General features: G+C 36.4%; 20 protein-coding genes and 2 pseudogenes. 6 read left to right on the plus strand and 16 right to left on the minus strand.

All coding sequences use genetic code 11. The features are described from left to right. Positions 1–55 precede the first annotated feature (55 nt). Positions 56–1,633 carry an Ig-like domain-containing domain gene (locus Q5W13_RS06965; protein WP_304445824.1) on the plus strand — a complete coding sequence of 526 codons (1,578 nt, stop codon included), beginning with the start codon at positions 56–58 and terminating at the stop codon, positions 1,631–1,633. Here Q5W13_RS06965 and Q5W13_RS06970 read toward each other — a convergent pair. Genes Q5W13_RS06970 through Q5W13_RS06985 form a run of 4 tightly spaced genes read right to left on the minus strand, consistent with a single transcriptional unit; the run spans position 1,620 to position 3,498 of the window. Next, entirely contained in the window at positions 1,620–2,393 is a 774-nt protein-coding gene (locus Q5W13_RS06970) for an amidohydrolase (RefSeq protein WP_304445825.1), read from the minus strand. The two genes, Q5W13_RS06965 and Q5W13_RS06970, sit on opposite strands and share 14 nt — an antisense overlap. 8 nt (positions 2,394–2,401) lie before the next feature. After that, complete coding sequence (locus tag Q5W13_RS06975; protein WP_304445826.1) at positions 2,402–2,752, minus strand: NUDIX domain-containing protein; 351 nt, start codon at positions 2,750–2,752, stop codon at positions 2,402–2,404. Beyond that, positions 2,646–3,014 (minus strand): NUDIX hydrolase, encoded by a 369-nt coding sequence (locus tag Q5W13_RS06980; RefSeq protein ID WP_304445827.1) that lies wholly within the window; start codon positions 3,012–3,014, stop codon positions 2,646–2,648. Before Q5W13_RS06980 ends, Q5W13_RS06975 begins: the two co-directional genes overlap by 107 nt. A gap of 34 nt (positions 3,015–3,048) precedes the next feature. Next, on the minus strand, positions 3,049–3,498 hold the full coding sequence (locus Q5W13_RS06985) for an ankyrin repeat domain-containing protein (RefSeq protein ID WP_368662461.1): 450 nt from the start codon (positions 3,496–3,498) through the stop codon (positions 3,049–3,051). 397 nt (positions 3,499–3,895) lie between these two features. Here Q5W13_RS06985 and Q5W13_RS06990 point away from each other — a divergent pair, with 397 nt between their 5' ends. The 4 genes from Q5W13_RS06990 to Q5W13_RS07005 all read left to right on the plus strand — a co-directional run bounded on the left by Q5W13_RS06990 (position 3,896) and on the right by Q5W13_RS07005 (position 6,986). Further along, positions 3,896–4,630 carry a PAS domain-containing protein gene (locus Q5W13_RS06990; RefSeq protein ID WP_304445828.1) on the plus strand — a complete coding sequence of 245 codons (735 nt, stop codon included), beginning with the start codon at positions 3,896–3,898 and terminating at the stop codon, positions 4,628–4,630. Positions 4,631–4,698: 68 nt separating this feature from the next. Continuing rightward, positions 4,699–6,099: a sensor histidine kinase gene (locus tag Q5W13_RS06995; RefSeq protein WP_304445829.1), complete on the plus strand. Its 1,401-nt coding sequence runs from the start codon at positions 4,699–4,701 to the stop codon at positions 6,097–6,099. 9 nt (positions 6,100–6,108) lie between these two features. Further along, positions 6,109–6,519, plus strand: coding sequence for a response regulator (locus Q5W13_RS07000; protein ID WP_304445830.1), 411 nt, complete (start codon positions 6,109–6,111; stop codon positions 6,517–6,519). Between the two features lie 74 nt (positions 6,520–6,593). Further along, on the plus strand, positions 6,594–6,986 hold the full coding sequence (locus tag Q5W13_RS07005) for a response regulator (RefSeq protein ID WP_304445831.1): 393 nt from the start codon (positions 6,594–6,596) through the stop codon (positions 6,984–6,986). A 9-nt stretch (positions 6,987–6,995) separates the two neighbouring features. Here the strand turns inward: Q5W13_RS07005 and Q5W13_RS07010 are convergent, their stop codons facing one another. From Q5W13_RS07010 to Q5W13_RS07030, 5 genes are all read right to left on the minus strand, one after another. Then, positions 6,996–8,279 (minus strand): DUF5689 domain-containing protein, encoded by a 1,284-nt coding sequence (locus Q5W13_RS07010; RefSeq protein WP_304445832.1) that lies wholly within the window; start codon positions 8,277–8,279, stop codon positions 6,996–6,998. 106 nt (positions 8,280–8,385) lie between these two features. Next, complete coding sequence (locus Q5W13_RS07015; protein WP_304445833.1) at positions 8,386–9,126, minus strand: hypothetical protein; 741 nt, start codon at positions 9,124–9,126, stop codon at positions 8,386–8,388. Then, the gene (locus tag Q5W13_RS07020) at positions 9,056–9,544 is read right to left on the minus strand and encodes a hypothetical protein (protein WP_304445834.1); all 489 of its coding nucleotides are present in this window, start codon (positions 9,542–9,544) and stop codon (positions 9,056–9,058) included. The genes Q5W13_RS07015 and Q5W13_RS07020 overlap by 71 nt, the downstream gene beginning before the upstream one ends. Beyond that, on the minus strand, positions 9,541–10,065 hold the full coding sequence (locus tag Q5W13_RS07025) for a hypothetical protein (RefSeq protein WP_304445835.1): 525 nt from the start codon (positions 10,063–10,065) through the stop codon (positions 9,541–9,543). The genes Q5W13_RS07020 and Q5W13_RS07025 overlap by 4 nt, the downstream gene beginning before the upstream one ends. A gap of 14 nt (positions 10,066–10,079) precedes the next feature. Next, the gene (locus tag Q5W13_RS07030) at positions 10,080–11,111 is read right to left on the minus strand and encodes a carboxypeptidase-like regulatory domain-containing protein (protein WP_304445836.1); all 1,032 of its coding nucleotides are present in this window, start codon (positions 11,109–11,111) and stop codon (positions 10,080–10,082) included. A 121-nt stretch (positions 11,112–11,232) separates the two neighbouring features. Between Q5W13_RS07030 and Q5W13_RS07035 the strand changes: the two genes are divergently transcribed. Beyond that, entirely contained in the window at positions 11,233–12,291 is a 1,059-nt protein-coding gene (locus Q5W13_RS07035) for an endonuclease/exonuclease/phosphatase family protein (protein WP_304445837.1), read from the plus strand. Between the two features lie 83 nt (positions 12,292–12,374). Here Q5W13_RS07035 and Q5W13_RS07040 read toward each other — a convergent pair whose 3' ends face one another. The 7 genes and pseudogenes from Q5W13_RS07040 to Q5W13_RS07070 form a co-directional block, all read right to left on the minus strand. Next, the gene (locus Q5W13_RS07040) at positions 12,375–12,968 is read right to left on the minus strand and encodes a 3-keto-disaccharide hydrolase (protein ID WP_304445838.1); all 594 of its coding nucleotides are present in this window, start codon (positions 12,966–12,968) and stop codon (positions 12,375–12,377) included. A gap of 31 nt (positions 12,969–12,999) precedes the next feature. Beyond that, positions 13,000–13,440 (minus strand): hypothetical protein, encoded by a 441-nt coding sequence (locus tag Q5W13_RS07045; protein ID WP_304445839.1) that lies wholly within the window; start codon positions 13,438–13,440, stop codon positions 13,000–13,002. 92 nt (positions 13,441–13,532) lie between these two features. Continuing rightward, the gene (locus tag Q5W13_RS07050; RefSeq protein ID WP_304445840.1) at positions 13,533–16,787 is read right to left on the minus strand and encodes a TonB-dependent receptor; all 3,255 of its coding nucleotides are present in this window, start codon (positions 16,785–16,787) and stop codon (positions 13,533–13,535) included. Between the two features lie 171 nt (positions 16,788–16,958). Then, positions 16,959–18,596: pseudogene (pgi, locus tag Q5W13_RS07055) on the minus strand (glucose-6-phosphate isomerase). A gap of 78 nt (positions 18,597–18,674) precedes the next feature. Then, the gene (locus Q5W13_RS07060) at positions 18,675–19,970 is read right to left on the minus strand and encodes a peptidoglycan DD-metalloendopeptidase family protein (RefSeq protein WP_304445841.1); all 1,296 of its coding nucleotides are present in this window, start codon (positions 19,968–19,970) and stop codon (positions 18,675–18,677) included. A gap of 1 nt (position 19,971) precedes the next feature. Then, positions 19,972–20,942: pseudogene (locus Q5W13_RS07065) on the minus strand (tryptophan 2,3-dioxygenase family protein). Positions 20,943–20,949: 7 nt separating this feature from the next. Then, positions 20,950–21,729 (minus strand): DUF3108 domain-containing protein, encoded by a 780-nt coding sequence (locus Q5W13_RS07070; protein WP_155597849.1) that lies wholly within the window; start codon positions 21,727–21,729, stop codon positions 20,950–20,952. Positions 21,730–21,946: the final 217 nt, after the last annotated feature.

The following is a 21,946-nucleotide window of genomic DNA, read 5'->3' on the forward strand; positions in this document are numbered from 1 at the left end:
TGTGCTATAGTTTAGTCATATGGTCCGCCGGTTTGTAACCTTTTTATTTTTATTTATGATTATTGCCGTATTGTGGCAATGTGCCCGTAGAGGAAGCCCTACTGGAGGGCCCAAAGACCTTACCCCTCCTACTCTTCTAAAGACTGAACCGGATAGTATGACTACTAATTTTAAGGCCAGTCGTATCCGACTTTATTTTGATGAGTTCATTAAACTTAAAGATATCCAAGAGCAACTCATCGTTTCTCCCCCTTTAAAATATCAGCCAGATATTAAGCCCCAAGGTGCTGCTAGCAAGTACGTTGAGATTAAATTCAAGGATACATTATACGAAAACACAACGTACACGCTTAATTTTGGCCAGAGTGTTCAAGATAATAACGAGGGTAATCCTAGTAGTTTTCTAACCTATGTTTTTTCCACTGGAGATTATATTGATTCACTAGGTCTTACCGGAGCCGTCAAAGACGCGTTCAAGAAAAAGGCCGATGATTTTATTAGTGTGATGCTATATAAAATTGATACCGCTTATACTGATTCTACTATTTTTAAAAGACCGCCTAATTATATTACCAATACGCTGGATAGCGCGGTGATTTTTAAACTTAAGAATCTTAAAGAAGGGCAATACAAACTGTTTGCTTTAAAAGACGAGGCAAAGAATAATATGTTCGATCAGAACGTGGATAAAATTGCTTTCCTTAACGACACAATCACATTACCAACAGACTCTACTTACGTACTTACTCTTTTCAAAGAAGTGCCCAACTATAGCATGTCCGTACCAAGTTTAGTTGCTAAAAACCGAATTATGTTTGGGTATTATGGGGACGCAGCAGATGTTGTCATAAAACCAATAACGGTTATACCGGATACTGTTAAGACTAAAATATTAAAAGAAAAAGGTAAAGACACGCTTAATTTTTGGTTTACACCTTATGAGATGGACTCCATTGTCTTTACAGCTACTAATGAAAGACTGGAAAAGATTGACACGTTTACGGTGAAAAGTAGAAAAGTAGATGTTGATTCGCTTAGACTGAGTCCTAACCAAAGTGGCTCCCTTAATTTTAACGACCCATTTTTTATATCGGCTAGTACTCCAATAAGTACTATAGATTCTACCCTATTTTTCATAACGAACCAAGATTCTCTAGCAGTAGACTTTACCGCTAAACTAGATACTATTGAAAATAAGATTGATGTCGATTTTGAAATTGAGCCCAACCAAAGTTATCAATTAGATATGTTGCCTTATGGTGCTATCACAGATTTTTTTGAGCAACCAAACGATACCATATCTTACTATTTATCTACCGGAAGTTATGCAGATTATGGTAATTTGAGATTTAATATTACAGGAGGCGAATACCCTTTAATCGTTCAATTAACGGATGAACAGGGAGAGTTAAAACGTGAGATTATAGCCACAGAATCTAAAGTGTTTGAATTCAATAATATTGAACCTTCAAAATACTTTATTCGGGTAATTTTTGACACCAATGGCAATCAAAAGTGGGATACAGGAAACTTCCTCAAAAAACAACAACCGGAAAGAATAAGCTACTACCCAGATGTTATTGAGGTACGTGCCAACTGGGAAATGGAACAAACCTTTGTTATTCCAAAGTAAAGCGATCTCTGTCGTTCAAGAACTTTAGTTTATTACGAACTTCATTAATATGCTTTTTTGATAAAGACGTAGTCACAATTTCTTCCTTTGCGGAAAATTCCAATTCTTTTCCCAAACCATCAAAAACTACCGAATGCCCGGGATATTTATGTCCAATCTCATCAGAGCCTATTCTATTTACTCCAATACAATAGGTCATATTTTCAATTGCCCGTGCTTTTAGCAGTGTGTCCCATGCGGTAATTCTTGGTTCCGGCCAATTGGCTACATAAATCAAAACATCATAATCTTCCGTATTTCTTGCCCATACCGGAAAACGTAAATCGTAACAGATCATAGGGCAAATTTTGAAGCCCTTATAATTTACAATAAGGCGTTCTTTACCTGCTTGGTAGACTTTATCCTCTCCTGCGAGAGTAAACGTATGGCGTTTATCATAGATTGAGGTTTTGCCATCTGGTTCAACAAAAAGAAGTCGGTTTGTATAAGCGTCATTTTCAAAGAAAACAATGCTTCCCGCCATGGCAGCATCTTTTTCTTTCGCTTTTTGCTGCATCCAAGCTAAGGTCCTTTGCCCTTCTTCTTTTTCAATATTTTGGGGAGACATGGTAAAACCTGTCGTAAACATTTCAGGAAGCACTATTAAATCTATATCAAAAGTAAGTGCTTCCAATTTTGTATCCAATTCTTCTCTGTTGGCTTTTGGGTCTTCCCACGCTAGTGAGGTTTGCACTAAGGCTACATTCAATAGTTCATCCATAGAAAAAATCAATCAAAATATACATTCGTTTTATTTTCAACTGCCATGGTATACAATTGCTTTATTTGTGATTCTAAAATGCGGTCCGTTGAAAGTTCTGGCAAATCATCAACATCAAAAAAAGCAGCGCCTTGCATATCAAAACCATGATTAAGCTCGCCTCCAGTAAGCTGACAAAGAAAGCATAATTTATAGATATAAAAAGGTTGTGGAGGATGCGGGTGAGATTGTTTATCATACACCGCTAACAGCCTAACTACAGTTGTGTTCAGCCCAGTTTCTTCCTCTATTTCTTTTGTGACACAAGTTGAGGGAGTGTAACCAACTTCTGCCCATCCGCAGTATCGTCCATTTACCATCAATACTTTCCTTGGCCATTAAAACCTGATTTTTTTCGTTAAGAACAAACCCCCGAACATCAACTTTGGGTGTAGGGTAATCTGTAACAGGCATATAGAAATTTTCTAAAATAGATAAAGGCTGATTAGCCACGGAAGCCATCAACTCTAAAGCAATCTGTTTAAGTTCCTCATAACGTTCACGATTATATTCGTCTTCGGCATACACAAGCCCCATCTCTGCTAATGCTTTTATTCGCTTGATTTGCTCTAACTCCTTCATCTCAATTTAAAATTAATTGTCCGTACTCAATAAGCTAATTAATTCTGGCGTTCCTGGTTCTCCGCATGAGCCAATGCTGTATTTCCTCTAGCATCTTTGACCGTCGTATCTGCGCCATTCTCAGTAATAGCTTTGCAATTTCTGGCCTATTAAAAGTAGCTGCATAAATAAGGCATGTTCCGCCCATAGAATTACGTTCATTTACGTTGGCTCCTTTTTCAATCAGCATTTTTGCAATCGCGGTAAAACCTTTAAAACAAACTCCCATTAAAGCCGTATTCCCAGATTCATCTACAGCATCTATTTTCGCGCCATTGTTCACCAATAATTCTGCTGTTTCCATATGACCATAGTAAGTTGCCAAAATAAGTGGTGTAGACCCTCTTTTATCTACAACATTAACTAATTCCGGATTGTCGTTTAAAATTTGGGCCACCTCTTTTGAGTTGCCCAAGCGTATTTCATTAAAAAACTTATCGTTCATACTTATATGTTATCATGATTTTTGGGTGTCTTCAAAGCCCGAATTACTTCATTTTATAAATTTAAACAAAAGAGCACCAGTATGTGTTGTGTCTCTTCTATTTTCTAAAATAGATTCATCTCCTAATCATAACTAAACCTCTAAATCTCAGTCTTAACAATAGAATTCAGGTAAATAACCTCTTTTCCCGAACTGCTCTATTAGTTATATTGGTTGCATAAAATAGATTTATTTACGTTCAATTATTCGTTAGAAATTTTCAAATAGTTTTTTCTGACAGATTTTTCGTATATTATTCTCGTATATATCATTGAGTTATGTTTGATAAAAGCGTCAAATTATTTACGAAATCTCACAACTCACTGTTAAACCCTACTTTTACATAAACAACTAGAAATTGCAAACTCTTTCAATAACCTCATTAATTAAAGATTCCCCTAGCGCAGTTGCTATCCTAGATACTCAATTTCGCTTTGCGGGAAATTCAAAAGTATGGGCAGATGAATTTTGTCCTAACTGCGAGTCACTTACTGGAAAGAACTATTTTGACGTCATACCCCGCACCCCAAAAAAGCTAAAAGCTATATTGGAAAAATGTCTTAAAGAAGGTGTTAGAAACCTTAGTGAAGGCGAAAAATTCATTTATCCAAACGGCGAAATACAATGGTTAAAATGGAAAATAAATGCTTGGACAGATGCCAATAATGAAATTGGGGGCCTTATTGTTCTCCTAGAAGATGTAACTGAAGTTAAAAGGCGCGAAGAACTTTACGCTAAAGCAGAAAAGGTAGGCAGGATTGGTGGCTGGGAGATTGACATGGCAGATAATACGATATATTGGACAGCCATTACCAAAGAGATACACGAAGTTCCCAAAGATTATCAACCTAATTTAGAAACCGGTATAAACTTTTATAAGAAGGGTAAGTATAGAGAGGAAATTACCAATTTGGTAACAAATGCCATGACAGATGGTACTCCTTGGGATACCGAATTAATAATCATTACTACAAAAGGAAATGAAAAATGGGTAAGAGCCAAAGGTGAGGTTGAGTTTATAAATGGCAATTGCGTACGCGTGTTTGGTACCTTCCAAGATATTGATGAAAAAAGAAAGCAGAGCTTAATTTAAAACAGGTAAGCGAACGGCTAGCTTTAGCCACAAAAGGAGGTAACGTTGGTATTTGGGAATATGATTTAGTGTCAGAATTACTGGTATGGGATGATATTATGTATGAGCTTTTTAAAATACCCAAAGACACCAAGAATATCACCTATGAAACTTGGCTTAACTATGTTCATCCTGAAGATAAAGAACGAAGCCATCAGGAGGTGCAAAATGCCTTAAACGGCATAAAGAATTTTGATTCTCAGTTTAGAATAGTCTGCCCGAATGGTGAAATTAGACACATTAAAGGTGTAGGAATAACACAAAAGAATGCCGAAGGAGAAGTAGTAAAATTCTTAGGAACCAACTACGACATTACAGAATTGAAGAACACCCAAATGATGCTCCAGAAGAGCGAGGAATCATTTCATGGCGCTTTTGAAAACTCAGATACCGGAATGGCAATAGTAGCTTTGGACGGTTCCTTTGAGAAAGTTAACGAAAGTCTATGCGCAAGCCTTGGTTATGCAGAAAAAGAGCTGCTAACTATGAATTTTAAAGAGGTTACCCATCCAGAGGATTTTAATGATGACCGTAGTCTATTAAAACAAATTACAAAAGGAAAAAGGTCTAGTTACAAACTGGAAAAAAGGTATTTTCATAAAGACGGCCATGTTATCCATGGCATATTAACAGTTACAGCAGTTAAGGATACCAGCGGAGAGCTGCTTCATTTTGTTTCCCAAGTAACGGATATAACCCCCCGTATTAAAAACGAAAAAAAACTGAGCCGTTTAGTAGACATCACTACAGAACAAAATGATAGCCTTTTAAATTTTGCTCATATTGTATCTCATAATTTACGCTCACACTCCAGCAACCTATCTATGCTGACTAACTTTTTAATCAAAGAAAAGGACGATTCTGAACGAAAAAATCTTCTAGTTATGCTCCGTGGAGCTACTGACAGCCTTAATGACACCATTTTGCATTTAAATGAAGTGGTTCAGGTAAAAGTGGGGGCTTTTGAAAAGATGAAGAATATTAATCTTTATGATAGTATTACAGATGTGCAAAAAAACCTTAACATCTTAATACAAGAAAAAAATGCAATTTGCGAAATAAATATTCCCAAAGACTTGAAAATTAGAGTAATACCAGCTTATTTAGATAGTATAATATTGAATTTATTAACGAATAGCCTAAAGTATAGTTCACCAGAACGAATACCTTTAATACAAATAAGCTCTAAAATAGAATCTAATGCAATTACTGTTTCTTTTAAAGACAATGGTTTGGGCATAGATTTAAAACGAAACAGCGATAAACTCTTTGGCATGTACAAAACATTTCATCGTAATAAAGATGCTAAAGGAATTGGTCTTTTTATCACAAAAAACCAAATGGAAGCCATGAACGGAAAAATAGAAGTGGAAAGCACGGTGGACGTGGGTAGTACTTTTAAATTATATTTTGAGAAACCATTAACATAGATTACTATTATGAATATAACAAAAATTAGAAGTGTCTGTATTATAGATGACGACCCTATCTTTATCTACGGTACAAAGCGGATAATGAACGAGGCTGATTTTACAGATGAAATCCTTGTTTACAATGATGGTCAAGCAGCTTTTGATGGATTAAAAGCTATGGCGGAAAGAGGTGAAGAGCTACCTTCTATGATTTTTCTAGACATTAACATGCCTATAATGACCGGTTGGGAGTTTTTAGATGAGTTCATTAAAATACCTAACAACAACAGTGAAAACATTATTATTTATATCATAAGCTCTTCTGTTGACCCAAGAGACATTGCAAGAATTCAACAATATAAGATCGTTAATAATTACATTTTAAAACCAATTTCAATAGAAGACCTTCATAATATTCTTAAAAGCGTTGGTAACTAAGGAGATTTGATTATTTTAGAGGACTAGGGTATATATACTATCCGTAAAACCCCGCAACCCTCACCACAAATTGAATGAGTAGTTATAAGAAAGTATGTATTGTAGATGATGATGCAATAGTTGTTTTTGGATTAAAACGAGCTATGCAAACTATGGAGTTTACACCAGAGTTGCTTGTTTATGAAAATGGTCTTGACGCTATTGAAAGTTTTCAAGAAATGATTAGCGAAAACGCAGAATTACCATCTCTTATTTTAATTGATATTAATATGCCAGTAATGGGTGGATGGGATCTTATTTCAGAATTGCGCGAAATTTGGCCTAAGGAAAAAGAAGAGCCAACCATTTATATGATGACCTCTTCTATAAGCCCAAAAGATACTGAAATTGCCAAGAACTTTAATTTAGAGAACAACTATCTGACCAAGCCCATTTACTCAGAGAAATTAAAAAGCATCCTTCTTTAAGAACAATTATTATTCCCTGTTTTTTGGAGTGAAATCGACAGGAGCAATTTTTGCTTGCTTGATTGTTCCGGCATCACCACTATCATTAGACACTAACCACTCTTCTATATTGTAAATAGAGTTGCCTTTTAGGATTTCTATACGCCTAACGGCACTCCCATCTTCAAATTCGTGGTTAGAACCGGTACCGTCTTCGCCTACAACCCCAAACATATCTATAACCGCTCCAAAAGGATCTACCAATTGTAAATTATCATCTCCATTTGAATCTGCTGGGCTATTAGTACCTACTCCTAAATCCGGAACAAACCCATAAACAGTTTCAAACTCTTCTGCATTAGGGGAGATTACCAAGAAGCCATTTGCATTTATAGTTAAAGTTGATAAGTCGATTTCTGAACTCACTTCCGTATTTGCGTTAGTATAACGTTTCAGCTTCCAGCCTTTTAAGCTTATATCTTCACCTGAAGAATTATAGAGCTCTACAAACCTGGCTGAAGCATTATTATCGGGATCGGCCAGTTCTGAAATAAAGATCCTATCCGAAGTAAACTCATCTATTAATTCAGGACAGCGCTCTTTGTCAAAGTTGATATCAGAAGTACTACGGATACTAATTTGATAACTATCATTTTCCCGAAACAAGACACCTGTCACAGTTCCTCTTCCATCAGGAAGTATCTCCGACTGAAAATCGGAATAGCCACTATTGGACATCACAATCTGGTTATCGTTACAATCTGTCAAAATGCGTTCCGTCTCCTCACCTACTTCGGCAAAAGGTTGTCCTAACTCGGCTTCTACAAACTCTATATCATTAAATGTAACCAAGGTATTCGTTAATTCCTTTTTGAGGTCTGTAACAGCAATTACCGTAGGATCAATAGCTACTTCACCATCACAAAATCTAAAGACATATTCATTTACAATTGCCGCCGGTAATCTGCCTACCGAAACATTTCCAAAAGAAGTAAACGTCGCTCCTAGTTTAAACACATCCTTACTCTTACCTAGATATAGCCCTTTAAGCTTGATTCCTATTTTCGCTCCCACAGGATAAAACAAATGAGAATCACGAACATCTATTTCAATCCTAAAACCTTCCGTTGGATTTACTGGACTATCCTGAAAATATAGTACACTAAAAAAATTACCATCAACGTCCGAAGAAACAACAAACCCCTCAATAATTAAATCTTCTTGAATTTGAAATGTATCTCCCTTATAAAGAGCTTTTACTTCCGAAAATGTGCTATTGGCAACCAATCCTGAAACACAATTGTCTGGCGGCACATCATAACTACGGCTCTTTACGCAACTGCAAAAACACACGGTCATTAGGACCATAAATCTCAAAAGAAATCTGCTCAAATTAAAGTTTCCTATCATAGGTAATTTCTTAAAAACTATATGCCAAGTTTAAAAAATAGGTGCGGCCGTAACCATACCAATATTTGGGAGCAAAAGATGGGGTACCACTTAAATTATCTTGTTTGAACTGACCATAATTGCCATTCCGGCTCTGTTCGTATCCTCCTGTTCGGAACACCCCATCAAAAAGATTATTGATACTCCCAAAAACACTGATATACTTTCCTTTCTTCAACCAAGATTTACCTCCTACTAGATTTAAAAGATAAAAGTTTTCCAATGGTTTTTGCGCCAATGCTTGGTTGACATTTTCTTCCGTAGCATCTACAAAAGGAAGATTTGTTTCTGGGTCTAGATAAAAACTCTGCGTTCTTGTAAGAGTAGAGATATTAGCATAGTTGCTTGCCAAGTAATTAGTTGTTGCACTCACCCACCAATATTTTGGGTCACGATACTCAATGCCAATTGCATAAGCTTGCTGCGGACCTTGCGCCAATTTATAATCTTTAATCTTAGCTACACCCAAATCAACAGTGCCCTCAAGATTTATAAGATCTTCTTCTCTTCCTGCGGTATCAAAATTAATAGCCACATTTGGGTCACTGGCATAAACGTACTTCCCTACAGCGGCCACAGCCGTTAATTTTACTGCGGACGACAATTGATATTCAAGACCTAGTTCTGTGCCCATATGAAGCTTATCTAATCCTGTAAGCACCTCTTGGACAAAGTCTGAGCCAACACCAGCATCGGCAAAAAAGAAATTCACATCCGTGGTTCTGAAAACGGGTATAAAAACCCGTAAGTCTACCCGTTAACTTTGGGAGTCTCAAGAAATAGTTAAGGTCTACCGTTGAGTTGGTTTCACTTTGAATATTAGGCACTACACTATTGTTTTCCCTTGGATTAATAAAAACATTTTGAAGCACCGGCGGCCTTTTCATGAACGAACCGTGAGCAGATAACCAGTGTCTTTCGGTTAACTTATAAGTGAAACCCGATTTTACACCATAGGTTTTGAACCCAATTTCTTCACCTTCACCTAATGAACTATCTGAATAACGATCATTCTTAAACAAACCTGTCCGTTGGAAATAGGTAGCCCCATATTTGGCAGACATAAATGCACTCCACTTTTCATGGTTATATTTAAATTGAATAAACGATTCAAACTGATCTGCATTCATTCGATAGTTATAATTGAAAATATCATCTTCTTTTTTTCAATAGTGCCTTGGCTGTCATTTAGCGTATTCGAAAAAGGATCTACATCGGCATGAAAATCAGCTCCAAGTAAATCATTGATTCTTGCATAGTTTTCAGAGTTCAAGTTTTTATAGGTCAAACCAAAATCCATTAAAAGTCTATCGGTCAGAATCAGATTCCCAACTGTATTAATGCTAATTTGAGTGTCGTCCACAACATCATCATACAGCACATAGGCTGCTTGCCCATTTGAGTTAGCTGTATAAATTTGATTCCAATCCATTTGAGGATTGTTCAACAATCCCTCTTTTGCGGTATTAGCACTGATAAAATTGGCACCTACAGGGCTATTTACGTAAAAGCTTGGTAAATATCTATAGTATGTGGGGTCTGGATTTGGAGCATTATAATACCCTAATCGACTTCTAGAGTTTTTACCAAACTGATATGCTATACCTGTATTTAAACTAAACTTCTCCGAATTGAAATAATGATTGAACATGAAGACAGGCTCTGCTATTTTTCGTTCTCTAGAATTCTTACTTTACCGTCTTGTTCTCCCCAATAAGGATTGTATTTTTTACCTACCAATTCAAAAACCTCTTCGGTGATGGCAGATGAACGCCCTCGCCTATTTGATGCCCAAAGTGCAGTAAGGTTTACACTATTTTTTTCGTTAATTTGATATTCTAAAGCACCGAAAAATGAAAATGAATCATACAAAGTTCCGTCTATATAACCCTGTTTCGCCCATCTTCTTGAACCGGATACGGTATAGGCCAAACCACTTTTCTGAACTCCGGATGTATAGGTAGCCATTAACCTACCTGCATAAGTTCTATTAGAATATGAAGTAGACAACCTAGTACCAGGACGCAAACCTGAAGGTCTAGTATCTATATTGGTATTACCCAAAATACCACCAAAAGTATAATCTGATGCCTCCAAACCATTCGTGAATTGTTGATTTCTAGTTACATCGTTCATGCCTCCCCAGTTATTCCATTGAGGCCTGCCGTCATAAAACTTGTTCATAGAAATGCCGTTTAAAAGAACGGTCCCGTTTTGAGAATCGTAACCACGTACACGAAAAAAAGCTTGACCGAAATCAAAAGCTGCTCTGTTCAGAAATAAATCTCGAGTAGCTCTTAGCAGGCCAGATGAATTTGAGCTCACTTCGTCATCCAACAATTCTGAATCGCTTAACGAAATGAGATTATCGGCCTGCTCTATTTGAATATTCTGTTCTAAAGAAAGTGCCCCTAAATCCAAACTTTCGTTTTCTACAGAAATAGGTAACCGTTTTACTATATAGTCAGTAGCCTCAATAGATATAATGTACTCTCCCTTTTTAGGAATGGTTAGAATGAATTTTCCGTTACTATCGGATTGTGAAGAAATCAAAAAGCCTTCTAGACTAATTTTTGCGTTTGTAATAGGTGTTTTTGACCGAAGGGAAAGAATTTCACCTTCAACTGAAAAACTCGTTTGAGCGCACATGGTACTTTGCCATAAAAGAAAAAGGATAACAATAAGAGAAAATCGCATTAACGGGGGTTTAATGGTCGGTGAACCCAAACAAGATATCGAAAACTTAAAATGACTTGCAACAAACCCCTACAAAGTCCATCGTTTTTTCGTTAATTGGTATTTATATCTATCTGATTATATGAATTTTAGACTTATACCGCTTTTTCTTTTGCTCGCTTTTGGGGTAAATTCACAGGAAAATAAATCATATAGAATTCGGACTATTGCGTTCTATAATCTGGAAAATCTATTCGATATTGAAAATGATACCCTCATATTTGATGACGACCGAACACCAGAAGGAAAAGATCATTGGACACTAGAACGTTACAACACAAAATTAGACCACCTCTCTCAGGTTCTCTCTGAAATTGGGTCAAGCACCAGCAAGACTTCTCCTGACATTATTGGTATTTGTGAAGTTGAAAACCGAAGGGTAGTTGAAGACTTGATTAATCACCCCAACTTAATTTCTAAAGGTTATGGCATTGTGCATTATGATTCACCAGATGAACGCGGTATAGACGTTGCGTTGCTTTACAAGAAATCGGTATTTCTGCCCACCTCTTCCGCTAGCCATAGATTGTTACTGATTAATGACGATGGTGAAAGAAACTACACAAGAGACCAGCTCATAGTAGGCGGTCTATTAGATGACGAACAGCTATTCTTCATGGTGAACCATTGGCCTTCCCGTAGCGGAGGCGAGGCTAGAAGCAAGCCCAACCGAATGGCAGCTGCAAAACTCAGCAGACGTATTATAGATTCTGTTCAGCGTTTAGATGCAGATGCCAAGATTATTAGTATGGGCGACTTTAACGATGACCCTAACAATGATAGTTTCAAAAAAATTCTGAAGACTATTGGAAAACCCAACCAATTGGAAGGTCAAAGCCTATACAACCCAATGGAAAAGTTATACAAACAAGGAATAGGCTCTCTCGCTTACCGAGATAAATGGAATTTATTTGATCAGATTTTCTTCACAGAAAATCTTTTGCATCCAGAAGAAAGAAAGTATAAGTTTTGGAAAACCAGAGTTTTTAATGCGCCTTATTTAATTGCCAAAAAAGGGCAGTATAAAGGGTACCCACAAAGAACGTATGCTGGCGGGAGTTATACCGGTGGATATTCCGATCACTTTCCTGTTTATATGTATTTGATCAAACCTTCTTCCGAAGAAAAAACTACCGAGTAAAAATCTATAACTATTTTAAAACAGAAAGCTGCCTATTGATTCGGAAACCAATAGGCAGCTTTCTTATATTCCGTAATAAGGTATTAATCCATCTCGGTAACTTTAATATTTCTCCACTGTACTTTAATTCCTCCTCCGTCATGAATTTGAAGTGCAATAGAACCTTCACCGGCACCTATTATCTTATCGGTAAGGGTAATCATTTCTGTACCATTTAGCCATGACGTAATCTTATCGCCATTCACACGTATTTTCATGGTATTCCATTCCCCCATTTTAAGAGCTTTATCTTTTTCTGGAGTAGGCTTTATCAACCAATTACGCCCATAAGACTCATATACACCCCCTGTAAAATGACCGGGAGGTGCAATCTCTACCTGCCAACCACTAACGGTAGTGCCATCTATAGTTGATCGAATAAAAACACCACTGTTACCATCGGCCAGTTGTTTGAAATCTACCGTCAACTCAAAGTTTTTATAATGTTTATCAGTAGCAAAGTAACCATATTGTTCATCCGGACCGCTTTCGCAAACCAAAAGACCATCTTCTACATACCATTTCTCGGTACCATAGACCGTCCAACCTTCCAAATTTTCACCATTAAAAAGGTCCGTTTGTTGACCAAACGTAAGTGATGTAAAAATAATTAATACTGCTGTTAATGCGCTTTTCATATAATCCATTTGCGTTATTAATTATTTGATATTAACCTAACCACTGTCCCCAAGGAATACGGCTAAGTATCAACACAAGACCAAGACCATAAAAAATGGCAATGCTCTTGAATTTATTTTTACCGTCTACAAACTTTTTGTGACGCGACCAGCCTATGGTAATCAAAACAATTGCAATAATATTAATGAACGGATGTTCCACAGCTAATAATCTAGATGCTGAATTAAGACCCCCCATACCGAAAGCCTGAATAGCTTGAAGGCCGCTTGGAGAAACAAAATAAAGTATTAGCCCTACCAATAACTGAATGTGAGCTAAAATCAAAGTAAAAAGACTTAAACGTAAATCCTTTCCCATATTAAACACTTTATTACCTACCCAACCCATAATAGCGTTAGCAACTGCAAGGAACAAAAGGACAAGAACAACATAAGCCAAGTAAGAGTGAACTGACTGAATAATTTCGTACATATTAATTTTATTTTAAGCTTTAAATGTACTGATTTTTGCTCATAAAAAAACCCTGCCGACTGGCAGGGTTTTTAAATAAAAAATATAAATTCTTATTTAAAGATATAACGAACACCTATTTGTGCTTGCCATCTTGAACTTTGAATACCTTGATCATCTATTTGTTCAATCCTATCAATAGTTGATGGATCAAAGCTAAACTGTGGCGTAGTGCCATCTGCTTCTAAACCTTGAAAATCTATTAAAGAAACCGAATCAAAGTTCCCTACTGTTTTTATAACACCCCAATCTTTATTCAATAAGTTGGTGAAGTTGAATATATCAAAAGATAATTGAAGAGTATGCTTTTTAGTCCCTCCAAAATTCATTGAAATATCCTGTAAAACTTTCAAGTCAACAATATGACTCCATGGACCTCTATCTGCATTTCTATCTACGTACTCACCTTTTCTAGAAGACAAATATTCACTGTCATTTATATATCCGTTTAAAGCAGACCATTGTTCAGCAACAGGTACAATAACATTATCATCACCATCAACAATATCGACTAAATTAATATCAGCCAGATTTGAAGGCACATAAATTAAGGCATTATCCCGTGAATCATCATTTAGCAACCTGTTTCCATCAGGGTTACCATAAATGTATGAGAATGGACTACCATTAACACCTTCATAAAACACTCCTAAAGTAGTTTTAAGGTTATCGTTCCATTTAAACTCATAAGATGCGTTAGCAGTAATTCTATGACCTTGAGAAAAGTCTGAAGTCGCTATATTCAATCTTGAATTCTTACCGTTTACGGTTTGAATACCTCTCCACTGCGAACTATTTTGAGAAGAAGTACCTTCAAAAATTACATCAGAATCACCGTAGCTATATGATACTTGACCAGCAAAACCATTTTGGAAAGGCTTTCTTAAAGTAAAAGAGGCATTATAAGAACTTCCATCACCTGTATTGGAAGCCAAAATAACTCTATCATAAGTGCCATCTATAGTCCCACCTGAATAAATAGGTCTACTATCACCTGACCCTGTAAGATTTCCTATAGGAGAAGGAACATTTAAGTTTTCATAATAAATAGCATTAATATTGTCGTTCCAGAGGAAATCCGCAGAAGCTACCAAATTCCAAATTGGTAATTTTTGATCTACTGCAATATTTACTTTCAAAACTTGAGGTAATTTAAAATCGGGAGCAAATAAATCTATATTTCCACCAACTTCTCCCGTTCCCGGTTGTGCTCCTACTGGTTGAGTATTTACATCAGGATTGAAAAACGGTGTTTCAGTAAACCAAGAGCCTTGAAAAGTATAACCTCCAGTAACCCCATTATTATTATATGTTCCTCCAGGCCATACTAATGGCAGTCTTGAAGTAAAAATTCCTATTCCACCACGAATTTGTGTACTTCTATCCCCTTTGACATCCCAGTTAAATCCAGCGCGTGGCGATAAATAAGATGAAGTAGATACTTTTTTACCAACTTCTGCTCCTTGCAAGTTTTTCCCTGCAGCTTCAAGTAACGGTATTGCTCTGTTGTTAAAATCTTCATTAACAGTACCATCTTCCCAGAAAGGTGTGTCTAATCTTAGGCCAAGTCTAAATTTGAAATTATCAGTAAACTGAATCTCATCTTGGATATAAAAACCTAATTGAAACACTGAAAATTCCGCAGCACCAGAAGAAGTATCACCAACTCCGTCACTAATCAAAGAATACCCCCTTTGGTAAATATTTGGGCGTTCGCCTGTTAAAAAGTCATTCAAATTATTGTACTCATATGCACCGTAATTTGATGCTAAAAATAAGTTTTTAGCCTTAGAATATTCATTGTGTGTACCAAGAGTTATAGTGTGTCTACCTGAGTAGATTTCAAAATTATTGGTAAGAGTTAAAATATTTTGATCTAATAAATTAGCCGTAGAGAATTGCTCACCGCCAATTGATATATCACTACCACCCGAACCGTCATTAATATCAATGAAAGGAAATGGGCTTCCATTAGGATCACGATCATCCTTAACTGAAGTATACCCCAAAATAAAACTATTAGCAAACTTATTCCCAAAACGCGAGTTAAGCTCTAATGAAGTTGAATTTGTAGTTGTCTTGAAAAATTCGGAACCATTAATAAAACCTATATCATTATTATCAGATGTTCTTGCTTCCAAATTCTCTCCGCCAACATAACTATGTTTTAATGACAGCTTATGATTATCATTAATATTCCAGTCAATTTTAGCGGTCAATTTATTACTTTCCAGTGTACGCGTATTGTTATCATACGAGCCTGGATCGTATCCGTAACTATTAATAAGAAATTGTCTTAAAGTATTTAAATCGTTTGCAGATGAACTACCACTGTAATTGTCAATATTAAAGGGCTGTGGTGTTTCATCATTTTGTCTTTCATAGTTAACAAAATAGAAGAGCTTATCTTTTACGATTGGCCCACCAATTCTAACTCCATATGTTTGAGCAGTAAAATCATTAAGTTTTGTTCTTTCTCTATCACCAGCAGATTCTACCGGAGTTTTACCTGCTAAATCCTGACTTCTATAAAAATAGTAAGCAGAACCTTCAATCTCGTTTGTACCTGATCTAGTTACCGCACTAATAGCACCACCAGAAAATCCTGAAATTTTCACATCAAAAGGCGCAACGCTTACTTGAAATGACTCAATTGCATCTACAGAAAATGGATTCACACCCGTTTGACCTCCATTTGTTCCAGAACCAGCTAGTCCAAAAACATCATTGTTTACAGCACCATCAATATAGATTGCATTGTAACGGTTGTTTTGCCCAGCTATGGAGATTGAAAAACCATCATCACCTTCTGAAATTTGCGCTTGTGGAGTAAGCCGAACAAAATCCGCAATAGATCTTGAAGCCGAAGGCACCGTAGCAATGTCTCGTTGATTAATCCTAGTTGAAGCACCAGTTTTATCAGAATCAAAAACTCCTGTAGAACTTGCAGTCACAACTACTTCGTCTAATGCAGTAGAGGACTCTGACATTTTATTACTTATCCTTACCGTTTCACCTAAATTTAAAAAGACACCTGTTCTTTCAAAGTTATTAAATCCAACATAAGATATAGTTACCGTATATGGTCCACCTACTCTCATATTTGATATTCGGTAGTACCCATCAAAATCTGTTGTTGCTCCATACTTTGATCCAGAAGGCGTATGAATGGCAACGATATTAGCCCCTAAAAGCGGCTCATCTAGATTGTCTGTTACTTGACCCCCCAACGAAGATGTAGTAACACCTTGTGAAAAAGCCATTGCCGTCATTAAAAATGCGACATAAGCGAAATAAATCTTTTTCATTTGTTCAGTTTTTACGTTTTCTCAATTTGCTGCAAAAGTGCGGCGTTTTAGGCATGCGAATGTTAAGTAAAGGTTAAATAACACTTTCGCAAATATACTATATGAGAGCGGAACTTCTCTTAAAAAAAAAGAAGTTCCGCAAGAATTGTAAAAAACTGAGGATACCCTAGTTTAACCCTTAAAATATTTTAAAAGTTGTAAAGTAGAGCTATCATGATCGGCAATTTCTGAACCTTGAATATCTTTCAAAATAGTACCTGCTAATTGCTTACCAAGTTCAACACCCCATTGGTCATAACTAAAAATGTTCCAAATGATGCCTTGCACAAATATTTTGTGTTCATAAAGTGCGATTAAACTACCCAAGCTTTTTGGCGACAACTTATCTATTAGAATAGTATTAGTTGGCTTATTACCTTCAAAAACCTTGAATGCTAGTAATTTCTCGATTTCACTTTCAGCCATACCTTTGCTTTCCAGTTCTTCACGAACCTGCCCAGCAGTCTTACCATTCATTAAAGCTTCGGTCTGGGCAAAATAGTTGGCCATTAACTTATTGTGATGATCAACATCACCATGCAATGATTTTTTAAACCCAATAAAATCTACTGGTATTAGCTTTGTTCCTTGGTGTATTAGCTGAAAGAAAGCGTGTTGTGAATTAGTACCTTGGCTCACCCCAAATAATAGTACCTGTTTCATAACCTACACGTTTACCGTTTCGGTCTACGCTTTTACCGTTACTCTCCATAATACCTTGTTGCAAGTAAGCTGAAAATCTGCTCAAGTATTGTGCATACGGGATGATAGCCTCAGTTTCGGCTCCATAGAAGTTATTATACCAAACGCTTAAAAGTGCCAATACTACAGGAAGGTTATCTTCAAAATCTGTGTTTTTGAAATGTTCGTCCATTTCATTGGCTCCTACCAATAATAAATCAAAATTCTCAAAACCTACTGCCAATGCTATGGATAAACCAACCGCACTCCATAAAGAAAAACGACCACCTACCCAATCCCACATTGGGAAAACATTTTCTGGAGCAATACCAAATTCTGAAATAGCTTCTGTATTTGTAGATACTGCTGCAAAGTGTTTGGCTATATCTGCCTGCGTACCATGCTTTAGAAACCATTTTTTTATGGTCGTGGCATTTGTTAGCGTTTCTTGTGTAGTAAAGGTTTTTGAAACGACAACAAAGAGCGTTGTTTCTGGATCAAGTTCTTTTAGAACTTCGTTTACATGATCTCCATCTACATTGCTCACAAAGTGAAGCCTAAGATGATTTTTATAGAATTTTAGAGCCTCGGTTACCATAGCCGGACCTAAGTCCGACCCTCCAATACCATATTTACTACATCAGTAAAAGCCTTGCCGGTATACCCAGTAGCGCTTCCTGAAATAATAGTTTCTGTAAATTTCTTTATATGGTCTTTAACGGCATAAACTTCTTCTACCACATTTTCACCATCCACTAAAATGGTGTCAGACTTTTTAGCACGAAGTGCTGTATGCAAAACTGCCCGACCTTCTGTCTGGTTTATCTCGTCTCCTCCAAATTGTTTTTGAATTGCATCGGCCAAATTAACTTCTTTCGCTAATTGAAGAAGCAATTGTAAAGTTTCGTCGGTAATTCTGTTTTTAGAGAAGTCTACTAAGAAATCATTCCACTTTAAAGTGAATTTTTCAGCCCTAGATGCATCAGACGCAAAAAGGTCTTTTAACTGTTCTTCTTTAGTGTTTTCAAAGTGCTGGGCAAGTTTCTTCCAAGCAGAAGTTTCAGTAGGATTTGTGCTCTGTAATGACATTTTCGGGTGTTTTAGTGTTAGCAATTGTCTATGGCGAAAATAAGCCATATTCATTCTAAACCAAAACCCTATGTACCGTTATTTTTCTGCGGATGCCAAATCTTCAGCTAGAATATCCTCTTCTATAGAACTTTCAGGATATTTCATGCAATCTAACTGATCTTTTATTGGATTGATGTAGTTAAAATAATCTGGCTGTAAGGTCTCATCTAAAGGCTCTGCCAAAGGAAGTTCTTCTTTTAATGGGTCTACCTGTCTTCCGTTTCTCCAAAAACGGTAGCAAACATGAGGGCCACTCGTGTTACCGGTCATACCTATCCAACCAATTACATCTCCCTGTCTTACATATGCGCCTCGTTTTACATTCTGCTTGCTCATATGCAAGTATTGCGTAGAATACGTTCCGTTATGTCTAATTTTTACATATTTACCGTTACCACCTCTTCTTGTAGATTCCGTTACGGTACCATCCGCAGTTGCCAAAATAGGCGTACCTCTTGGTGCCGCGTAATCCGTACCCATATGAGGTCTTACTTTGTTTCCGTAATAACGGATTTTTCGCTTTAAATTATATCTTGAAGAAATTCTACTGAACTGAACCGGAGCTCTTAGAAATGTTCTTCTAAGATTATTAGCTTCCTCGTCAAAATAATCAACTATATTTTTTAATGAATCATTTTCATAAGCGAAAGCATAAATAGGCCTTCCGCTATGCTCAAAATAAGCAGCTTCTATTTCACCAGCTCCAGCGTAGATAGAATCATTAATAAATTTTTCTTTATAAATAATCTTGAACTTGTCTCCTTTTTGCAGACGGAAGAAATCTATTGTCCAAGCATATACTTCAGATAAACTGTTAGTAAGGGTGTAATCTATTCCTTGATCTAAAATTGCCTGAGACAAAGAAGTTTCAATAACTCCCGAAGCTTCCCGCTCAACATAAGTAACTTCTTTCTTATCTCTATACGCCTTAACCGTATCTCTCAAATCAACTACGGTATAGTTAATTGGATCGTTCTCATAAATAAAAACTTGGGCTGCCTCTGTAGTATCTTTGGACTTTAAAATAATATATGGTTTGCCCACACGAATTCTTCTAACATCAAAAGTATCTTTAAATTCTTGGGTAATTTTGGCAATTTTGGGGTAATCTACCTTGTTCTGAAGCATTAGCTCTCCAAAACTATCTCCGTTTTTAACCGTATCCAACTGCACGGTAAACTCATCTAGGTTAAAACCAAACTGTTTTAAAACGGGTTTCTCAGGAACAATGGAAGCCATTTGCTTAACAAGCGGTTCTTTTAAAACAGGCTTGTCATGCTTACATGATATAGATACTAAAATAACGAAAAGAAGGCCCCAATATTTGTTCATGCTACTCTGTTTGTTTCTTATCCGGGTTAAAGATATGGTCTACCCATTCTTTTCCCCAATCATTTAACTCTTGTTTTGAATATAATCCCGGGAAAAACACAATTTTCTGAAAACTGGGAGGTAAATACTCCTTCCAATTGGTTCCTCCTGTAGCATCTATCTGCTCTTGTCTTTTCCTAAATACCTATGAGCAGATCCCATATGCATTAATGGCCAATTTACATTGGCGTTCATATCCAAAGTCTTTAACGCTTCTATAAGCTCTTTATTATCTTTCTTGTCTGCTGATAATTGCTGGTACTTCTGATAAATAGTACTTTGTTCTACTTGCTTAGCAATTCGTATTAAACGTGGGGTATATCTGTACTCAAATTGCTTAAGGGTTAATGTCTTTTCTCCTGTTGCCAAATCAGTGGCACCTTTCTTCCAATAGATTTGCTCATAAAGCTCTTCCAAGCTATTTTCTGATGAAAAAGCGTCTCGCTCCGTATGGTGCACCAAATACTCCAAAGGAGTAGCATAAATTTCAATCATTCTATATTGAGCCGACTGAAAACCACTAGCCGGAAGCAACGCCATTCGGTATTGAAGAAACTGTTCTCTCTCCATACCTTTTATCATAATACCAAAAGAAGATATCAATGCCTTGAAATAGCTGTTGATTCGTCTTGCCTTTTCTATAAAAAAATCGATGTTTTGAGATTTATCATCAACCAATTGCTTTTGCTCATGAAGAATAAGCTTAAAATACAACTCAGTAATCTGATGGTACATGATAAAAATTTCCTCATCGGGGAAATAGGTCCTAGGCACCTGAAGGCTTAAAAGAGTATCAAGATGAATATAATCCCAATAAGTGAGGTAACGCTGATAAAGAAGCCCATCTAAATAAGAACTTAAATCCTGACCGGAATCTTTATACTTCTCTTCTAATTTTGAAATTTGTGAATCTATTCGCTCTTTATCTCTCATTGGGTTGTTAATCCATTATTATCTTAAACTGATGTTTCAGTCCGTTATATCCGTCAAGGTCTGCCTTGATAGCTCCTACACTTAAATTTGCTTGTATACGTACAGGTATTCTATTATCATCTGCTGAAACCCATAGCGAAAGACTTTCTTGTTCCTTAAAAACACGCCCTGACTGAACCAAGGGCCTAAATTTAAAACATTCTACCTTACCGAACTTAGTTTTAAGCACTTCTGTTCCTAAATATTTAAGTCTGAAGTTAAAAATGCCGTCATCATCATACAACATTTTCAAATTTACAGCCTCACCTATCACTAAATCACTAGGCTCATAATTGTTTCGTAAATAGTAAAATGCAGATATTAAATCTTGGATGCTATCCTGTAGTTCAAAATTATACTTTTTATTATGCTTTTTATCGTTCAGGACGGCTTTCTCTTCCTTATGATCAAAGTTTATCTCAATGTCTTTTGTATATCCACCCTCATTTATCTTTCTTATAAATTTATAAGGCTTCCCATCTTCCTTTCCAAAATAGCTCTCATAAGTATCATCTACCTTAAAAAAGACGCTAGCAAAACCAGTTGTCTCACCGCGACCTACCACATGATATACAGGAACATCATCTACCACAGCAGACTTTACATGTAAAGTTGCATAACTGGCATTTAGAAAACCATAATGCATTCTAAATTTCAACCATTCACCGGGGTCAAAAGCAGACTCACTATTCTGCGAATGAGAAGAAAAGATGACGAGAAGAAAAAGTAATGTAAATGCTTTTTTCATAGCTGTAGTATTACGATAAAAATACAAAATGCTCTTATATTATTTTAAGGGCTTACAATTACTTAAACAAAATTTATTCCAAAGTATTGTATGCACTACACAACCATATTATTTTGATTCTTTAAGCATGGAAAAGAAAGTTGGTACAATTAAAATAAACATCAGAAAAACGAGCTTAAAAAAAAGCCCTGACATTACATGCCAGGGCTTTTCCTAA

Source organism: Zobellia laminariae (assembly GCF_030553095.1).
Taxonomy (GTDB): domain Bacteria; phylum Bacteroidota; class Bacteroidia; order Flavobacteriales; family Flavobacteriaceae; genus Zobellia; species Zobellia laminariae.